The organism is Rhodoferax sp., from assembly GCF_039922535.1.
Classification (GTDB): domain Bacteria; phylum Pseudomonadota; class Gammaproteobacteria; order Burkholderiales; family Burkholderiaceae_C; genus Rhodoferax_B.
In genome coordinates, this window is the sequence record NZ_JBDTEM010000304.1 from 1 (window position 1) to 15,836 (window position 15,836).

At 62.7% G+C, this 15,836-nt stretch carries 19 protein-coding genes; 9 read left to right on the plus strand and 10 right to left on the minus strand.

Annotated features, from left to right (window positions below):
• Nucleotides 1-141 precede the first annotated feature (141 nt).
• Nucleotides 142-774, minus strand: coding sequence for a response regulator transcription factor (locus ABI213_RS14230; protein WP_348027597.1), 633 nt, complete (start codon nucleotides 772-774; stop codon nucleotides 142-144).
• A 188-nt stretch (nucleotides 775-962) separates the two neighbouring features.
• Between ABI213_RS14230 and ABI213_RS14235 the strand changes: the two genes are divergently transcribed.
• The 5 genes from ABI213_RS14235 (at nucleotide 963) to ABI213_RS14255 (ending at nucleotide 4,024) form a co-directional block, all read left to right on the plus strand.
• Nucleotides 963-2,264: a CHASE3 domain-containing protein gene (locus ABI213_RS14235; RefSeq protein WP_348027599.1), complete on the plus strand. Its 1,302-nt coding sequence runs from the start codon at nucleotides 963-965 to the stop codon at nucleotides 2,262-2,264.
• A 232-nt stretch (nucleotides 2,265-2,496) separates the two neighbouring features.
• Nucleotides 2,497-2,661 (plus strand): DUF1328 domain-containing protein, encoded by a 165-nt coding sequence (locus tag ABI213_RS14240; RefSeq protein WP_315239482.1) that lies wholly within the window; start codon nucleotides 2,497-2,499, stop codon nucleotides 2,659-2,661.
• Nucleotides 2,662-2,695: 34 nt separating this feature from the next.
• Nucleotides 2,696-3,076, plus strand: a complete 381-nt coding sequence (locus ABI213_RS14245; RefSeq protein WP_348008552.1) for a hypothetical protein — start codon at nucleotides 2,696-2,698, stop codon at nucleotides 3,074-3,076.
• A 49-nt stretch (nucleotides 3,077-3,125) separates the two neighbouring features.
• A complete protein-coding gene (locus tag ABI213_RS14250; protein WP_348008551.1) occupies nucleotides 3,126-3,506 on the plus strand; it encodes a hypothetical protein in 381 nt (126 codons plus the stop codon).
• A 152-nt stretch (nucleotides 3,507-3,658) separates the two neighbouring features.
• Entirely contained in the window at nucleotides 3,659-4,024 is a 366-nt protein-coding gene (locus ABI213_RS14255) for a hypothetical protein (RefSeq protein ID WP_348008550.1), read from the plus strand.
• Here ABI213_RS14255 and ABI213_RS14260 read toward each other — a convergent pair.
• From ABI213_RS14260 to ABI213_RS14285, 6 genes are all read right to left on the minus strand, one after another.
• A complete protein-coding gene (locus ABI213_RS14260) occupies nucleotides 4,021-4,848 on the minus strand; it encodes a universal stress protein (protein WP_348008549.1) in 828 nt (275 codons plus the stop codon). The genes ABI213_RS14255 and ABI213_RS14260 overlap by 4 nt on opposite strands.
• A gap of 23 nt (nucleotides 4,849-4,871) precedes the next feature.
• Entirely contained in the window at nucleotides 4,872-5,270 is a 399-nt protein-coding gene (locus ABI213_RS14265) for a DUF2177 family protein (protein ID WP_348008548.1), read from the minus strand.
• Nucleotides 5,267-6,643: a cardiolipin synthase gene (gene cls / locus ABI213_RS14270; RefSeq protein ID WP_348008547.1), complete on the minus strand. Its 1,377-nt coding sequence runs from the start codon at nucleotides 6,641-6,643 to the stop codon at nucleotides 5,267-5,269. The genes ABI213_RS14265 and cls overlap by 4 nt, the downstream gene beginning before the upstream one ends.
• A gap of 12 nt (nucleotides 6,644-6,655) precedes the next feature.
• Nucleotides 6,656-7,936 carry a sorbosone dehydrogenase family protein gene (locus ABI213_RS14275; RefSeq protein WP_348008569.1) on the minus strand — a complete coding sequence of 427 codons (1,281 nt, stop codon included), beginning with the start codon at nucleotides 7,934-7,936 and terminating at the stop codon, nucleotides 6,656-6,658.
• Between the two features lie 28 nt (nucleotides 7,937-7,964).
• On the minus strand, nucleotides 7,965-8,123 hold the full coding sequence (locus tag ABI213_RS14280; RefSeq protein ID WP_348008546.1) for a DUF3309 family protein: 159 nt from the start codon (nucleotides 8,121-8,123) through the stop codon (nucleotides 7,965-7,967).
• A 115-nt stretch (nucleotides 8,124-8,238) separates the two neighbouring features.
• Nucleotides 8,239-8,409: a hypothetical protein gene (locus tag ABI213_RS14285; protein WP_348008545.1), complete on the minus strand. Its 171-nt coding sequence runs from the start codon at nucleotides 8,407-8,409 to the stop codon at nucleotides 8,239-8,241.
• A 136-nt stretch (nucleotides 8,410-8,545) separates the two neighbouring features.
• Between ABI213_RS14285 and ABI213_RS14290 the strand changes: the two genes are divergently transcribed.
• Nucleotides 8,546-9,283 (plus strand): Crp/Fnr family transcriptional regulator, encoded by a 738-nt coding sequence (locus ABI213_RS14290; protein ID WP_348027601.1) that lies wholly within the window; start codon nucleotides 8,546-8,548, stop codon nucleotides 9,281-9,283.
• Nucleotides 9,284-9,341: 58 nt separating this feature from the next.
• Here the strand turns inward: ABI213_RS14290 and ABI213_RS14295 are convergent, their stop codons facing one another.
• The 3 genes from ABI213_RS14295 to ABI213_RS14305 form a co-directional block, all read right to left on the minus strand.
• The gene (locus ABI213_RS14295; RefSeq protein ID WP_348008543.1) at nucleotides 9,342-11,378 is read right to left on the minus strand and encodes an AsmA family protein; all 2,037 of its coding nucleotides are present in this window, start codon (nucleotides 11,376-11,378) and stop codon (nucleotides 9,342-9,344) included.
• A 22-nt stretch (nucleotides 11,379-11,400) separates the two neighbouring features.
• Nucleotides 11,401-11,898, minus strand: coding sequence for a pyridoxamine 5'-phosphate oxidase family protein (locus tag ABI213_RS14300; RefSeq protein ID WP_348008542.1), 498 nt, complete (start codon nucleotides 11,896-11,898; stop codon nucleotides 11,401-11,403).
• Between the two features lie 95 nt (nucleotides 11,899-11,993).
• Nucleotides 11,994-12,473, minus strand: a complete 480-nt coding sequence (locus ABI213_RS14305; protein ID WP_348008541.1) for a hypothetical protein — start codon at nucleotides 12,471-12,473, stop codon at nucleotides 11,994-11,996.
• A 250-nt stretch (nucleotides 12,474-12,723) separates the two neighbouring features.
• Here ABI213_RS14305 and ABI213_RS14310 point away from each other — a divergent pair, with 250 nt between their 5' ends.
• The 3 genes from ABI213_RS14310 (at nucleotide 12,724) to ABI213_RS14320 (ending at nucleotide 15,828) form a co-directional block, all read left to right on the plus strand.
• Complete coding sequence (locus ABI213_RS14310) at nucleotides 12,724-12,966, plus strand: hypothetical protein (RefSeq protein ID WP_348008540.1); 243 nt, start codon at nucleotides 12,724-12,726, stop codon at nucleotides 12,964-12,966.
• A gap of 16 nt (nucleotides 12,967-12,982) precedes the next feature.
• Entirely contained in the window at nucleotides 12,983-15,181 is a 2,199-nt protein-coding gene (locus ABI213_RS14315; RefSeq protein WP_348008539.1) for a catalase, read from the plus strand.
• An 80-nt stretch (nucleotides 15,182-15,261) separates the two neighbouring features.
• Nucleotides 15,262-15,828 carry an alpha/beta hydrolase gene (locus ABI213_RS14320; RefSeq protein WP_348027603.1) on the plus strand — a complete coding sequence of 189 codons (567 nt, stop codon included), beginning with the start codon at nucleotides 15,262-15,264 and terminating at the stop codon, nucleotides 15,826-15,828.
• The last annotated feature ends 8 nt before the right edge of the window (nucleotides 15,829-15,836 follow it).

Here is a 15,836-nt window from a genome sequence, read left to right on the forward strand (position 1 = left end):
CCTGGAACTGGGTGCCGACCGGGTATTCGACAAATCCAACGAAATTGATGCGCTAATCACCTACTGCGGCCGCTTGGCCGAAGGTGGCACCGGCGACACGGACGCAGCCGCACTGGCATGAGCCATGGCGTGGGCCCGCGCCTACTGGATAAGCCCGTTTTTCAGCGCGTAATAGGTCAAGTCGCTGTTCGATTCCAGCAGCATTTTTTCCATCACCCGGGTGCGGTAGGTACTAACGGTTTTCACACTCAGCGACATGCTGATGGCCATGTGGCCAATCGTTTCGCCCTTGGCCAGCCGCAAAAAAACCTGCAATTCACGCTCGGACAACTGCTCGTGCAGCGGCTTATCGCCCCCACCGGTCAGGCCGTCGGCCAAGCGTTCAGCAACACCCGCAGTGATGTACTTGCGGCCACGGCACACAGTACGGATAGCTTTGACGATTTCTTCGGGATCGCAGTCTTTGTTCAGGTAGCCGCTGGCCCCCTGTCGGAGCAAGGTGGTGGCGTAGTGCTCTTCGGCAAAGCCACTGAGGATGAGCACCGGCAAGTCGGGCGCGCGGGCCTTGATGGCCACCAGCGCATCGACACCGCTGTGGTCGGGCATGGAGATGTCCATCACCACCACATCCACCTCACCTTTGCGCACGATGTCCAGAGCCTCGCGGCCATTGGTGGCTTCGGCCACCACGGAAAAGTCGATCTGATCAGCAAAAAACTGGCGCAATCCAGCGCGGACCATGGCATGGTCGTCAACAATAGCAATTCGAATCATGGTGTTTAGGGTTACGTCTTTAATGCATGCGCACTGCCCGCGTGCCAGGCCAGAGGCCTTCAGCCAGACTCTGCGCAAGCGGTGCTTCGCCTACATGATCACACATTTTTAACTGAGTCCAAAAGATGAGATTTCTCAAAGTCGTTAGAGGCAACCGGGTCGCATTTTTGCTGGCTGGTGGTTTCGCAATGTCGATTCTGATGATCAGCGAAGGATCGTACCGTCAGTCGATCGTCCGACTAGATGCAGTGCCTGAAATGTTGCGTGCCCAAAATAGCATCCAGAACTTAGCTGATAGCGTGGTGATTGCCGAAACTGGCCAACGCGGCTACCTGGTCACGGGCCGCAAGGAATACCGTGCACCCTATGACGACGCGATCAAAAAAGTCGGCGTGTCGATGGCACACCTCCAGCAGTATTTCGGTCCCAAACCCGAGGCGGCAGCCATTCTGTCCAAGTTGCAAACGGCGACCGAAACCAAACTGTCGGAACTGGCGTTGACCATCCAGCTGATCGACCAAGGCAAGCCGGATGCGGCCAAAGACATCATGATGAGCGACATTGGGAAGGAGCAAATGGACATTGTGCGCAAGTCGGGCAATGAACTACTGGAGTACCAGGCCCGCACCATCACGCAAAATCGCAACGGCATCTACGAGTCTTTGCTGCTAAGCCGTATCGGAGTGGCCGGCTTGACGGTGTTGGGTTTGCTGGCGCTGTTTATGTACTTGCGGCAGATTTTTCTGTTTACGCAGCAGCAGATCGAGCTGCAGCGCATGCTGAAGGCCGAACGGGACCGGCTGGAGGCCGAGGTGCTGGAACGCACGGCGCAGTTGACCCAACTGGCCCAGCATTTGCAAACCGCCCGCGAAGACGAGCGCAATCGCCTGGCGCGCAACCTACACGACGATCTGGGCTCCTTGCTGACCTCCGCCAAACTGGATGCCGCCCGCATCAAGTCCCGTCTGGCGGCTACGGCCCCCGAGGCTTTGGATCTGCTGGCACACCTAGTGAGCACGCTCAACAGCGGTATCGCCCTGGGGCGGCGCATCATTGAAGACCTGCGCCCTTCCGCCTTGAGCAATCTGGGGCTGGTATCCGCCCTGGAAATCTTGGCGCGCGAGTTTGCCGACAGCACCGAGGTACAGGTGCACACCAACCTTGCACCGGTGGAGCTCAACGCTGCCGCCGAGCTGATGGTCTACCGGCTAGTGCAAGAGGCCATTACCAACATCACCAAATACGCCAAGGCAAAGCAGGTGTGGATTGAATTGGGCACCCACAATGGCGAAGTGGAGGTGTCGGTGCGGGACGACGGGGTAGGCTTCAGCACCAGTGCCAAGCCCCTATCGGCTTACGGCTTGGTGGGCATGCGGTTTCGGGTAGAAGCCGAAGGCGGGGTGCTTTCGCTGGCGTCGGCACCCGGACAAGGCACACTGATCCGCGCCAAGCTCCCGGCGGCGGTACTGAAGGACGCGACGGCTGCCTAAGAATCTGTTGACGCCGTAACTCGCACCAGCAGGTACAGGGTGCACGCGTCCTGTCGGCGGTGTCCTACGCGGGCTCCCGCATTCTCCCCACAGCGTTACGGCAACGCTACCTATCGCCCACAACAGCAGCTCGGCAGACACTTGAGGCATCGCAGCGACACTGTCTGCGAACCCCAAGAACCCGGACGCGCTCAGAACACGTTTTTAGCCGCCCACACCGCAAGGAACTGCCATGTTGCACTACGCTGTTGTCTTCTTCGTGATCGCACTGATCGCGGCCCTGTTTGGCTTCACTGGCATCGCCGCCAGCGCCGTGGGCATTGCCAAAATTCTGTTCATTGTGTTCGCCGTGCTGGCTGTGGCCAGCTTCCTGTTCGGTCTCATCAAGAAAAACTGACCGTCCATTTTTTACTACTTCAAAAGGAAATACTATGTTCAATACCAAAGCTGTAGAACCTACCAACAACTTGGCCGACCAAGCTGCCGACACGGCCACCGATGCGATCAAGACGACGCAGCGTGCCGCCAACAGCACACTGGACAGCCTGAACAGCACCGTACAAGATCTGCGTCGCCAGGCCGCCCCGCTGCTGAACCGTGCTGCCGAAAGCGCCAATGCCTACCTGCAGCAAGGCCTGGATGCCGTACACGATGGTTCCGACAAAGTGCGTACCCAGGCCCGTAACGCCTCGGCCCGCACCGTCAACTACATCAAGGACGAGCCGGTCAAATCCATCCTGATCGCCGCTGCAGCCGGTGCGGTGCTAACGGCCTTGGTGCAAATTGCCAGCCGCTCGCGCGACGACCGTTAAAGGGCTCTAAGCCTTCCGACCACCCCGCCCCACCACGGAAGTTCCGCGCATGATGCACCCTTTGCTCCGCTTGATAGCCACCCAGCCGCAACTGCTGTTGGACCATGCTGAGGCTTACGCCGATCTGCTGGCTGAAGAAATCGGCCATGCCTCGAGCGCTTGGAAGCTGCGTACCCTGCTCTATGCAGTGGCATTGTGCTGTGTGGTGGTGGCAACCGTGCTGGCAGGCGTGGCACTGATGCTGTGGGCCGTGGTGCCATTTTCTGAAATGCATGCGCCTTGGGCCTTGGTAGTGGCACCGTTGCTACCGATTGCCGGGGCCATCTGCTGCCTACTTATCGCGCACAAGGAAACCAACCAGGGTTTCAGTAATCTGCGCAAACAGGTCAAAGCAGATATGGGGATGCTGCGCGAAGTGAGCGCTTCGTGAGCGCAGTCTTGGCTATTCCGGCTATGACAGCCACAGAGCGCCTGGAAAAATCACGTGCGACCCTGCGCCAAGCCTTACGCGGCAAGCCCCGCCCATCCACTGGAAATCGTGCATCCGCGCCCGAGTGGCTGTCCAACTTGAAATCTGTGCCCATGGTGACCGTTCTGCTCGAAGCTATCAGCAGTTGGTGGATGCAACACCCGCTGCGGGTGGCTAGCCTGTTGGCAGTGGATACCACCCGTGCCATGGTGCAACCCCTGGCGCGGCGTCACCCGCTCGGTTTGGCTTTAGGAGCCTTGGGCTTGGGTGTATTGGTGGCGTGGACAAGACCATGGCGCTGGGTACTCAAACCCGCCATGTTTGCGGGTCTATGGTCCCAGTTGCTGTCTAAGGGTATCGCCCACTTACCACTGGAATCGTGGTTGGCAGCCTTAGGTTCGGTGGACTGGCAAAGCCGCCCTGCAGACAGCGCTACTAGCGACAAGCCACAGGGCCATCAGGTTAAAAAATCGGACTAGTGCGAGACCAGCAAACAGCGGTCGGCGTGCTGCAAGAGCTTGTGGGTTACGCCACCCAAGGCCCATTCGCGCAAACGGCTGTGTCCGTAGGCGCCGGCCACGATGACTCCCGCACCTTGGTCCTCGGCGATGTCCTCCAAGCCTTTTGCATCGTCGCCGGTAGACAGCGCAACCACTGGCTTCGCCGCCACACCATGGCGTTGCAGCCAAGCCACTACATCGTTTAGGCGGGTGTGGGCCGGGGCAAAATCGGCATCCGCCACTATTTCAGCCACCACCACGTGCGTAGCCTTTTGCAACAGGGGCATGGCATCCACCACGGCACGTCGGGCTTCCCGCGAATCCGTCCAACCCACCACCACCCGGTCCAACGCCACGTCTTCCCGTACCGCAGGCACCACAAAGATGGGGCGACCCAACTGCATGATGAGGTCGCCCACATACACCCCACGCGACGGGTCAATGCTGTCCTTACTGCCACGGGCAGTGATGAGCAAGTCCACGCCACGGGCCTCATGGACCACAAAGTCGGTCAAGGGCGCAAACATCACCATCGAGCGCCATTCAAGCCCTGCAGCGCGCGACTGCAGGGCATTGCGAAACGCGATTTCTGCGGCATCTACATCGGCCTGCATCTGTTTCTTTTCGCTCTCGATCAGCTCGCCAGACATATAGGCTTCGCCGTACACCATCTGCATGGGTCGGCAAACCGCAATGCCAACCACGTGGGCGTGAAAAAGCGCCGCCAATTCCCCGGTAGCCTGCAGCACGGCGGTGTTCGCGTGCCCTGGCTCCAGTTGCACCATCAAGCTTGTGTAGGCCATGTTGAGCTCCTTAGAACGTGTTTTCAGAACCTGTCCATCGCCAGCTTGCCCGCGGTGGCGGCTAGGGCACTCACCGCACTGCCCCAAGCCATGTCCACCAACGACAGCCACAACGGCCACCCTTGAAGCGTAGCCAGATTGGATAAATCATAGGTCGCATAGGCCACAAAGCCAAATAACCCCGCCTTCAAAGCGGTGCTGTACCAACCCGGTACACCCGCGCTCGGTGCCACGGTAAATACCACCAGCCCCACGGAATACACCCCGTAGAACGCCACCGCCGCCAGGACCTTGGGGTGTTCGGCCATCAAATGCCCAATGCCGTATTGGTATAGCGCCTTGGCCACAAAGCCCAGCCACAGCACATCCATTGCCACCATCACCACGGCCACGACGAGGCCCGCAACCAGGTATTTATTCATAGCCAGTACTCCCAGGCCCTCGCAAACCATTCTTTCAACCGCAGGTCGAGGGTGCGGCGCTGCCAGTCTGCCAGCAACACCGGATCGGACTCGGCCAGATCCTTGTCGAACATCGCCTGCACCTGGCTACCAAAGTCGGCACCCAGTACCACCGCGTTCAGCTCCTGGTTGTGCAGAAAGCTGCGCCAGTCCAGGTTGGTGGAACCCACCGTGGCCCACACGCCGTCGATCAACGCGGTTTTGGAATGCAGGATCACCCCGCGCCGCTGGTAAATCTTGACTCCCGCCTCCAGCAGTTGCTCGTAATAGCGCCGCCCGGCGTGGAACACCAGCCACGAGTCGGTTTGGCTGGGCAGAATCAGCGTCACGTCCACCCCGCGCGCGGCAGCGGCCTTCAGCGCGGCCAGCAACTGCGGGTCGGGGGCAAAGTAGGCATTGGTCAGGCGCACGCTGGTCTCGGCGCTGCCAATCGCCGACAGCAGCGTGGCATAGATATGGCTATAGGGTTCGTCAGGCGAACTGCCAATGGCGCGCACCACCTGCTGGCCCACCCGCTCGGGCGGCGGGAAGTAGTTTTTCGCCGCCAGCGGCGGGCCCTTTTGTGCCTCCCAGGTGGCGATAAATAGCTTCTGAAATTCGGCCACCACCGGCCCTTGCAGTTGCAGGTCGGTGTCGCGCCAGGCCAGGCTGTCCGCGGTGGGCGTGGCTTTACGGGGCTTGCGCGAACCGCCCGAGTACACGCTGCTAATGTTGATGCCGCCCAGGAACGCGGTGCGGCCGTCCACCACCAGCAGCTTGCGGTGGTCGCGCTGGTTCAGCTCCCAGGTCTTGCGGGCCAACAGTGGATTGACGGGGTTGAACTCCAGCACCTGGATGCCGTTGTCGGTCAGTTGCTGAAAAAACGCGGCCGGCGTGCCCAGGGTGCCCACGCTGTCGCGGATCAGATTCACCTGCACGCCCTGCCGCTGCTTGGCGATTAATACCTGGGCAAACTGCTGACCCACCGCGTCGTCTTCCAGAATGTAGGTTTCCATGTTGATGTGGTCTTGCGCCGCCGCAATCGCCGCAAACATGGCCCGGTAGGTGGCCGGGCCGTCTTGCAACAGCCGCACCTGGTTGCCTGCCGTCAGCGGGCTGCCCACAATCGCCTCTTCCAGCGCCAAGTGGCGGTCAAAAATATCGGTGGGCGTGCCTTGGCTCTGCAAGCGCGCCAAAATCGCCTTGCTTTGCTGCGCCGACAGTGCGCCGTGCGAGCCCGCCAGACGCACCGGTGTGCCGCGTGGCTGGGCCATATCGGGGGTGATGGTGGGCAGGCTGCTGCAGCCCGCCAGCAGCAGCACCATGGCGGCCACCGCACCACGCAAAAAGCCCATGCTCGGTACTCCTTAGTATTTAGCCGTCACCCGCCAGACGGTGTTACCCACATCATCGGCCACTAGCAGCGCGCCCTGTTTGTCCAGTGCCACACCGACCGGCCGGCCATGTGCCTTGCCGTCGGTACCCAAAAATCCGGTCAGAACATCTACCGGTGCACCCGCCGGTTGGGCACCTTGAAACGGTACAAAAACCACTTTATACCCACTGTGAGGATTCCGGTTCCACGAGCCGTGCTGGCCCACAAACATGCCGTGCGCAAAGGCCGCGGGCAGGCTGGTGCCCTCGGCGGAAGCCAAACCTAGCGATGCGGTGTGCGGCCCCAGGGCGTAGTCCGGTGACAGCGCTGTGGCCACCAGCGCGGGCTGAGGCGGCTGTACCCGCACATCCACATGCTGGCCGTAGTAGCTGTAAGGCCAGCCGTAAAAAGCGCCGTCCTGTACCGAAGTCATGTAGTCGGGCACCAGATCGCTGCCAATCTCGTCACGCTCGTTTACCACCGTCCACAGCGCGCCACCAGGGGCAAACGCCATACCGTTAGGGTTGCGCAGACCGCTGGCAAAAACGCGGTGGGCCCCGGTGCGTACGTCCACCTGCCAGATGGCGGCACGCTCCGCCTCGGCGGCCATGCCGCGCTCGCCCACGTTGCTGTTAGACCCTACGGTCACGTACAGCTGCTGGCCATCTGGGCTGGCTACCAGGTTCTTGGTCCAGTGGTGGTTGATGGGGCCTGCGGGCAAGGCCACGACCTGCGTACCAGGTGCGCTGATATGCGTGTCGCCAGGCGTGTAGGGAAAGCGCAGCACCGCATCGGTATTGGCCACGTATAAATTGGAGCCCACCAACGCCATGCCGAAGGGCGAATGCAAGCCCTCCAGCAACACGGTGCGCACATCCACCACGCCGTCGCCCTTGCTGGAGCGCAGCAGGGTGATGCGGTCGGCACTGGCACCACCGGCACCGGCGCGGCCCATCACCAGGCCCATGACCCAGCCCTTGATGCCTTTACCGTCTTCGGGCTTGGGCGGGGCATTGGTTTCAGCCACCAACACGTCGCCATTGGGCAGCACGTAGAGCCAGCGCGGATGCACCAAGCCGGTGGCCAATGCCGCCACCTGCGTACCCGGCGCAGCCGTAGGCAGCATGCCCTGCGCCCAAGGCTGGGCGGGTGCAATGTTCACCGTGGGCACCAGCGACACCACCGGCGGGGGCAGCACGGGATTAGGACCCGTCCCATCGGATACCGGCAGCCGCGCCATCTCTGTGCAGGCGCCCAGCAATGCCACGCCCATGCAAGCCAACACGGCGACGGCTTTCACGCTAGATCCGGCCCATCAACAACAGCACGATGACGATCACCACCACCAGGCCCAGGCCGCCCGTCGGGCCGTATCCCCAGCTACTGCTGTGGGGCCAGGTCGGCAGCACGCCGATCAGCATCAAAATTAAAACGATCAGGATGATGGTGGTAATGCTCATGGAAATGTCCTTGGGTTGGATAGAGACAACAGCGGTTGCTGCATGCTGCCAATCTAAAGCGGGGCCATGCCGATTACCGTGCGCTAACGCACATAGGCACCACTCTCCGTGGCTCTCAAGGATGCGACTGGCGCAATTGCTCCAAGGTATCCAAACATTCCTGCAACACGGGTGACAGCGCCTGGCCATCTGCATCGCGCGCCACGGTGTCACGCAGGCGCGTCAACACCGCCTCAAACAAAAGGTCCCAATCTTCAAGCGCCACCCGATGGGCTTCATCGGACACAGAGTTTGGTGGATAAGATGCGTACATAAAGAGACTGAAAAAATGTAACACTGCACTGTATGGGCGTTAGTTCCTAGACAAAGTGTAAAAAGACATGGTGGTTTTACCTCCATCAACATCTCCCTAGAGGGTCCCCATGGATGAAGTCCGGTGTAGCGCATGCCCCTTGCGGCCGCTGCCCTTGTTTATTGAACACAGCGGTGCCGAGCTGGCACTGGTGCAGTCGCTCAAACGCCGCGAGGTCCATCTGCGTGCGGGCGAAACCCTGATCCACGAGGGGCAAACCGATGCACCCCTGTTCACCCTGCGCTCCGGCTGGGCCTTTCGCTACAAAACCCTGAGCGACGGGCGGCGGCAAATTTTGACGTTTTTGTTGGCGGGCGACTTCATCGGCGTGCAGCAAAAAATGGGCGATGCCTCGGCCCACGGCGTGCAGACCCTCACCGAAGCGCAGCTCTGCGTGTTCCAACGCGATGCCCTGTGGGAGTTGCACCGCCAGTCGCCCAGCATGGGCTTCAACATCACCTGGCTGACTGCGCACGAGGAATCGATGGTGGACGACACGCTGCTGTCGGTGGGGCGGCGCAGCGCCGAGGAGCGCATCGCCATGCTGCTGATCATTTTGTTCAAGCGCGCCGCGGCCTTGCAACCCGATGGCGGTACATCGGGCGTGCCGTTTCCACTGACCCAGCAGCACATCGCCGACGGACTGGGCCTGTCACTGGTGCACACCAACAAAACCCTGCGCAAGCTGGAGCGCCGGGGCCTGCACCACATTGAAGACGGCACCCTGTACCTGCGCGATGTCAACGCCCTGGCCCGGCTGGCCGACCTGTATGGCGACGGCAAGCCCGCGCCACGCCCGCTTATTTAGCTATTTATTCAATAGCTGCCAGCGCAGGTACTACCTGCGCTAGAGGCCTAAAACACCCTTATTTTTTGCCTGCTGACCGCTGCGACAGTGCGGCACAGCCTGCGGAGCCGCGCTTGGCGGCATCGGCATCGCCCAGATCGACCCACGGAATCACCGCTGCCAGCGGGTTTACCAGGGCCAGCAGCAGCGAAGCCGCCGCCTTCTTCGCCAGCGGGGCTTTCTCCAGCGACACCTCTGGCTTGCTGAACGTGCCCTGCACCTTGATCGGCGTGCGCACGCTCAGCGGGCTGAAATCTTTAGGTACCACCACCGCGCGCAGGTCCAGGGCCTCCGTGGCCAGCGACAGCGAACCGTCGATCCACACCGCAGAGTCCGCGGTGTCCACCACCATCACCTTGGGGCGGAAGCTGCCGTCTTTGGCCACCAGATCGGCCACCGCACACTGCACCGGCAGCGCATCGTCGCCCTTGAACAGCATGCCCAGACCCTGGGCTATGTCCAGCCCGGCCAGCTCTACGCCCAGGTGCGACACGGTTCCGTTGCGCAAAGTGGTGCGGGCCGTGCCTTGCAGGCTGGCCAAAATCTGCGCCGTAGACCGGCCCTGCCCCGCCAACTTGGCCTCGCCAAACAACTGGCCCGACACAAATGGCGGAGCCCCATCGGGGCGGGTGATTTTGAGCCAGCGCTCCAGCCGCACCGCGTCCCAGCGCAGGTCGGCCGTCCACAGCGCCGTCTCGGCCCGGCCATCCAGCGCCAGATCGCCGCGCAACTGGCCCTGGGCGGTGCGGGCCACCAGATCGCGCAGGCTCAGCACCCCACCCGCCAATTGCAGGTGCACCGACAAAGGCTGCAAGGGCTCCAGGTAGCTGGTGTTCAGGTTCACCTCGCCGATGTTGACCAGCACATTGGCATCCATGGCGCGCAGGGCGGCCAGGTCGAACGGCCGGTCAGGCAGCACCCGGCCCTTGGTCTTGGCGTTGTAGGCCACGGGTGCCTCTGCATCGGCCATGGCAGTCGAAGTGGTACCCACCACCGGCCCCAGGTCGGCCAGCAGCAGGCGGCTACCGCCCAGCTTGCCCGACAGCACCGGCACGCGCCCTGTTGCGTCGTAGCTGAAGGCACCATTGAGTTGGCTGGCCCCCACGGTGGCATCGTTGACCACCACCTTCCAATTGCTACCGGTTTTGACCAGCGTGCCATTGGTTTTAAAGGCCGCCGTGGTCGGCAAGGTGACACCCAGCGGATCACCCACCGCCGCCAGCGACGGACCGTTTAGCTTGAATTGGCCACTGAAGTTTTGCGGCTGCAGCGCATCGGGGGCCGTACCTTTGAAGTCCAGGTGCGCACGGCCCACGGTGGCGTTGATGGCCACCGCCACCGGCAGCACCGAGGTCTGGCCGCCCTCTGACGGCAGCACCGCCGACGAGGCCAGCAGTATCTTCAGCGGCAGCTTGCGGTAATGGCCATTGGCTTCGATCTTGACCACGGTGGCAGCCTGTCCATCGGCCGCCACGGTGCCCGGCACCAGCGACAAAGTGGCATCCATGTTGGCCGACAGCGGCGCGTCCACGTAATGCACCAGGCCATCGCTCACCTGCAGCCTGCCAAACTGCGGCAGGCGGGTTGGGGTGTCGGGCTGGCTTGCGGGCACAGGGCTGGCACCAAACTGCCAAGAGGCCCGGCCATCGGCCATGCGCTCGATGTTGCCGTTCAGCGTGGCGGCCTGCAGGCTCTCGATACGCACGGGCTCGCCTTGGTAGGCACGCCACAGGTCGACGTAGCGCAGTTCCAGCGCTACGTCTTCGGCCCGCACCATAAACGGTGTGCTGCTCCACTTCGGCGCAGCAATCTCCAGCAGCTTGGTTTCCAGCCGGATACCCCCCACAAAGCGCACGGCAAAGCCAGTGGCAGCCTGGCCGTCCTCGGCAAAGCGGAGCTTGCGGTCCAGCTTGTCAGACAAAAAGTTTTGCAGCGGAGCGGCCAGAAACGGCCACCCCATCCATTCCCCCACCGCCACCCCGCCTGCGGCGCACAGCAGCACCGCCGCCAGCGCCACGCGCCAAGTACGGCCGCTTCGTATCACAGTTGTATTCATAGGCGCATGGTAACGGGGCAGGCTAAGACAAATCCGTCAGCGTCTCATGCGTCCCCAGCGCCACCGGGCGGCCCACCACGGCCGATGCGGCCATGGCCAGCATACGCACCATGCGGCCATGTGGCACATCCCAGTACTCGGCTTCTTGCGGCACGATTTTCAACAGGCCCAGGTGCGGGGAGTCCACGCCGTCGGGAAACCAGGGCCGGGCCATCGGCGTCCACAGGCGCTCCAGTTCCTCGCGGTCGTCATGGATCTCGCCCTTGCCAGAAATCGACACATAGGTCGAACGTTCGCTATCGCTGAAGCTGAGGTTCACCACCTGCAAGTGGTCCATTTTTTCAGAGCGCAAATCGGTAAAAAACCACATGGCCCCTTGGCCATCCATCTCCAGCGGCACCATGGGCCGGCTGACCAGCGCACCGTGGTTGTCAAAGGTGGTCAGCATGGCCACATGGATGGACTCAATCAAGCCGCTGATGTGGCTGAGTTCGGGCTTGGTTTGGGGTTCGATGTGCATGCAATTCTCCAAATGGGTAAACCCCCATCTTCGCGGCCGGGCGGGCCGCATGCCATCGGTCACAACCGGTTCTGTCTGTGGGTGGTCTCCTACAACTAGCCCAGCGCGACAAACCGGTCCACCCGTGCGGCGTTCAGCACCTCGGCGGTATCCGACACCAATACATCGGCCGGGCGTTCGCCTTCCAACCAGGGATTGGGTTCGGCAAACCAGGCAGCCAGCACCCACGGTGGGTACGCCGGATTCAGCTCTGCCAACACCGGGGCCAGTTGCGGCAGCGGCACCATGTTCACCAGGTCAAATTGGAATACCGGCATCCAGCTCTGCGCATGCCAGTCCAGGCACACCACCTCGCGCCGCGCCATCCAGCGCGCCACCGTCGCCAGGTCGGGCCCGCCACGCCGCATGAACAGCTCCAGCGTCTCCTGCGTGCGCGCCAACCCGCCACTGGGCCGGTAGGCATCCAGCAAAGCGATGAACTGCGTATCCACCCCCGGCACCACCGGTGCGCGGTAGTTGCGGGCCGCAAAATAAGAGGCAAACGGCACAGGCGCTGGCATGGTAATGGGCTGCATGGAATCTCCATGGGGTGGCTACAAACAGCACCCACGGTAAAAGCGCCCACCGGCCCGGTCTGTGCGCTGGCACACGTAAGAAAATAAATAAAGGTGTAGCAACGCTCCTGAATTAATAGCTTTTGGCGCAGGTGGAATATGCGCTGACGGCCCATTTTCCTTCCAATTCCCCTTATGTGCCCTACCGCACGGACAGGCCAGGCGGTACGGCCTATGGTGGTGGCATTGCAACCCCAGCGAGGCAGGTCCCATGCCCAAACGAACCACCCCCGCCGTGCGCTCGGTCAACACGGCCACACCGGCCCGGCGCAAGCCCAATACCCTCAGCGCCACCACGCCCAAGCTGCCGCACGAACTTGACCAGTCCGTCGGCATGACGGACGGAGCCCCCAGCAAAACCGTGCAACAAGCCTACCGTGACGTGACCCAAGGCCAGCAAGACACCGACCGCGGCCCCGAGGCGCACCGCGCCTACCAAAAACTAAAGAAATAAGGACTCCGTACGCCCTATGACCCGCACATCCAACCCCTCCCCTGGCCAGCAGCTCGCCCAAGACCTAGCCGATTTCACCGCCGAAGGCGCGCCGCCGCCCGGCAAGGTCGCCACCACCCCGCCCGTGGCGCAGGCCGATCCACTGACCACCAACCAGGGCCTGGCCTTCCCCGACAACCACAACTCGCTCAAAGCCGGTGGCCGCGGCCCCACGCTGCTGGAAGACTTCATCCTGCGCGAGAAGATCACCCACTTCGACCACGAGCGCATCCCCGAACGGGCCGTGCACGCCCGGGGCGCGGGTGCGCACGGCTTCTTCGAGGTGTACGAAGACATGTCCGGGCTGACCAAGGCGGGCTTTTTGTCGAATCCCGGCGTGCAGACCCCGGTGTTCGCCCGCTTCTCTACCGTGGCCGGCTCGCGCGGCTCGGCGGACACGGCGCGCGATGCACGCGGCTTTGCCGTGAAGTTCTACACCGCCGAGGGCAACTACGACCTGGTGGGCAACAACATCCCGGTGTTCTTCATCCAAGACGCCATCAAGTTCCCCGACCTGATCCACGCCGTCAAGCCCGAGCCGCACAACGAAATTCCGCAGGCCGCCAGCGCCCACGACACGTTCTGGGACTTTGTGACGCTGATGCCCGAGTCCACCCACATGCTGATGTGGGTGATGTCCGACCGCGCCATTCCGCGCAGCCTGCGCATGATGGAAGGCTTTGGCGTACACACCTTCCGGCTGGTGAATGCCGAGGGCCTCGCCAGCTTTGTGAAGTTCCATTGGAAACCCGTGCTGGGCACCCACGGCTTGGCCTGGGACGAGGCGCAAAAGCTGGCCGGTAAAGATGCCGACTTCCACCGCCGCGACCTGTGGGAAGCCATTGAGGCCGGGCACTTCCCCGCATGGGAACTGGGCGTGCAAGTGGTGCCCGAGGAAGATGAATTCCGCTACAGCTTCGACCTGTTGGACCCGACCAAGCTGCTGCCCGAAGAGCTGGTGCCGGTGCGCCGCATCGGCCGCATGGTGCTGAACCGCAACCCCGACAACTATTTCGCCGAGACCGAGCAGGTGGCCTTCCACCCCGGCCATCTGGTGCCGGGCATCGATTTCTCCAACGACCCGCTGCTGCAGGGGCGGCTGTTTTCGTACACCGACACCCAGCTGTCGCGCCTGGGTGGGGCCAACTTCCACGAGCTGCCCATCAACCAGCCCCAGTGCCCGATGCACAACTTCCAGCGCGACGGCATGCACCGCCAGCAAGTCAACACCGGGCGGGTGGCGTATGAGCCCAACACCCTGGCCTCGGGCAGCGAGTTCCGTGCCGATGGCAAGCAGGTGCCCGGCAAGGGCTTTAGCAGCGTCCCCGAGGCGCTGGAATCGCCCAAAGTCCGCCAGCGCAGCCGCAGTTTTGACGACCATTTTTCGCAGGCCCGGATGTTCTGGATCAGCCAAAGCCCGGCCGAGCAAGACCACATCGTGGCGGCTTTCCAGTTCGAGCTGTCCAAACTGGGCACGCCCGCCATCCGCCAGCGCATGGTGGACAACCTGGCCCATGTAGATGCCGAACTGGCCGCCCGCGTGGCCGCACCGCTGGGCATAGGCGCACCCGATGCGCATGCCGCCACCCAGTGGCCCGGTTTCCGGCAGGCGCCGCATCCGGTGGACGTGGTGGCCTCGCCTGCTTTGAGCATGCGGCCCACCGGCCCCGGCAGTGTGGCCACCCGCCAGGTCGCCATCCTGGTGTGCAATGGCGTGGATGCCGTCGCCGTGGCCGCTATGCAACAGGCCCTGGCCGCTGCCGGAGCCAGCAGCAAGGTCGTTGCCGCCGCGCTGGGCACGGTCGAGGTGGCCGAAGGTGGCCTGCTGGCCGTGGACTGCACGCTGCTGACCACGCCGTCGGTGGTGTTCGATGCGGTCTACCTGCCCTGCCTGGGCGTGCACGCCGCGGCCATGGTCGCCGATGGCGACGCGGTGCACTTTGTGCTGGAAGCCTACAAACACTGCAAACCCATTGCCGCCTCGGGCTCGGGGGCCGGGCTGCTGGCCAGCCTGGGCATCACCATGCCCACCGAGCCCGGCGTGGTCCAGCCGCAGCCCGGTGTGGTACTGGCTGCGGCAGGCGGATTGCCGCCCGGATTTGCGCCTAAATTCCTGGAGGCCATCGCCATGCACCGGGATTGGGACCGTACCGGCCTGGCAACCGTGCCGGCCTGATATTCCTAAATTAATAGCTGCCAGCGCAGGTGCCACCTGCGCCAAAGGCTGATTTGATACCTAACTTTCAAGAGGGCGCTATGCACAGCATCACCACCCAGGACAACACCCCGCTGTACGTCAAGGACTGGGGCACGGGCCGCCCGGTCATCCTGCTGCACGGCTGGCCGCTGTCGGCCGACAGCTGGGACGACCAGGCGATGGCGATCGCCGATGCCGGCATGCGCGCGATCGCGTACGACCGGCGCGGTTTCGGCCGTTCATCGCAGCCATTCAGCGGCTACGACTACGACACCCTGGCCGATGACCTGGCTGCGGTCATGGAAGGCTGCGGCGTCACCTCCGGCGCGGCACTGGTCGGCTTCTCGATGGGCGGTGGCGAGGTGGCGCGCTACATGAGCCGCCACGCCGGCAAGGGCGTCACCAAGGCGGTGCTGGTGTCGTCGGTGCTGCCTTACATGCTGAAGACCACCGACAACCCCGAAGGCGTCGATCAGAAGGTCTTCGACGAGATGACGAAGGGCATGAAGGAAGACCGCGCGAAGTTCTTCGCCGGCTTCTTCAAGGATTTTTTCGGCGTCAGCATCACCTCGCACCCGACCAGCGCCGTTTGCACGATGCCCTTGCCGCCGTGGCGCGACATGTAGCGGGCCAC

Coding starts and splice junctions, on each gene's coding strand:
- ABI213_RS14230 (WP_348027597.1), bottom strand. CDS start 774: ATGATTCGAATTGCTATTGTTGACGACCATGCCATGGTCCGCGCTGGA.
- ABI213_RS14235 (WP_348027599.1), top strand. CDS start 963: ATGTCGATTCTGATGATCAGCGAAGGATCGTACCGTCAGTCGATCGTC.
- ABI213_RS14240 (WP_315239482.1), top strand. CDS start 2,497: ATGTTGCACTACGCTGTTGTCTTCTTCGTGATCGCACTGATCGCGGCC.
- ABI213_RS14245 (WP_348008552.1), top strand. CDS start 2,696: ATGTTCAATACCAAAGCTGTAGAACCTACCAACAACTTGGCCGACCAA.
- ABI213_RS14250 (WP_348008551.1), top strand. CDS start 3,126: ATGATGCACCCTTTGCTCCGCTTGATAGCCACCCAGCCGCAACTGCTG.
- ABI213_RS14255 (WP_348008550.1), top strand. CDS start 3,659: ATGGTGACCGTTCTGCTCGAAGCTATCAGCAGTTGGTGGATGCAACAC.
- ABI213_RS14260 (WP_348008549.1), bottom strand. CDS start 4,848: ATGGCCTACACAAGCTTGATGGTGCAACTGGAGCCAGGGCACGCGAAC.
- ABI213_RS14265 (WP_348008548.1), bottom strand. CDS start 5,270: ATGAATAAATACCTGGTTGCGGGCCTCGTCGTGGCCGTGGTGATGGTG.
- cls (WP_348008547.1), bottom strand. CDS start 6,643: ATGGGCTTTTTGCGTGGTGCGGTGGCCGCCATGGTGCTGCTGCTGGCG.
- ABI213_RS14275 (WP_348008569.1), bottom strand. CDS start 7,936: ATGGGCGTGGCATTGCTGGGCGCCTGCACAGAGATGGCGCGGCTGCCG.
- ABI213_RS14280 (WP_348008546.1), bottom strand. CDS start 8,123: ATGAGCATTACCACCATCATCCTGATCGTTTTAATTTTGATGCTGATC.
- ABI213_RS14290 (WP_348027601.1), top strand. CDS start 8,546: ATGGATGAAGTCCGGTGTAGCGCATGCCCCTTGCGGCCGCTGCCCTTG.
- ABI213_RS14295 (WP_348008543.1), bottom strand. CDS start 11,378: ATGAATACAACTGTGATACGAAGCGGCCGTACTTGGCGCGTGGCGCTG.
- ABI213_RS14300 (WP_348008542.1), bottom strand. CDS start 11,898: ATGCACATCGAACCCCAAACCAAGCCCGAACTCAGCCACATCAGCGGC.
- ABI213_RS14305 (WP_348008541.1), bottom strand. CDS start 12,473: ATGCAGCCCATTACCATGCCAGCGCCTGTGCCGTTTGCCTCTTATTTT.
- ABI213_RS14310 (WP_348008540.1), top strand. CDS start 12,724: ATGCCCAAACGAACCACCCCCGCCGTGCGCTCGGTCAACACGGCCACA.
- ABI213_RS14315 (WP_348008539.1), top strand. CDS start 12,983: ATGACCCGCACATCCAACCCCTCCCCTGGCCAGCAGCTCGCCCAAGAC.
- ABI213_RS14320 (WP_348027603.1), top strand. CDS start 15,262: ATGCACAGCATCACCACCCAGGACAACACCCCGCTGTACGTCAAGGAC.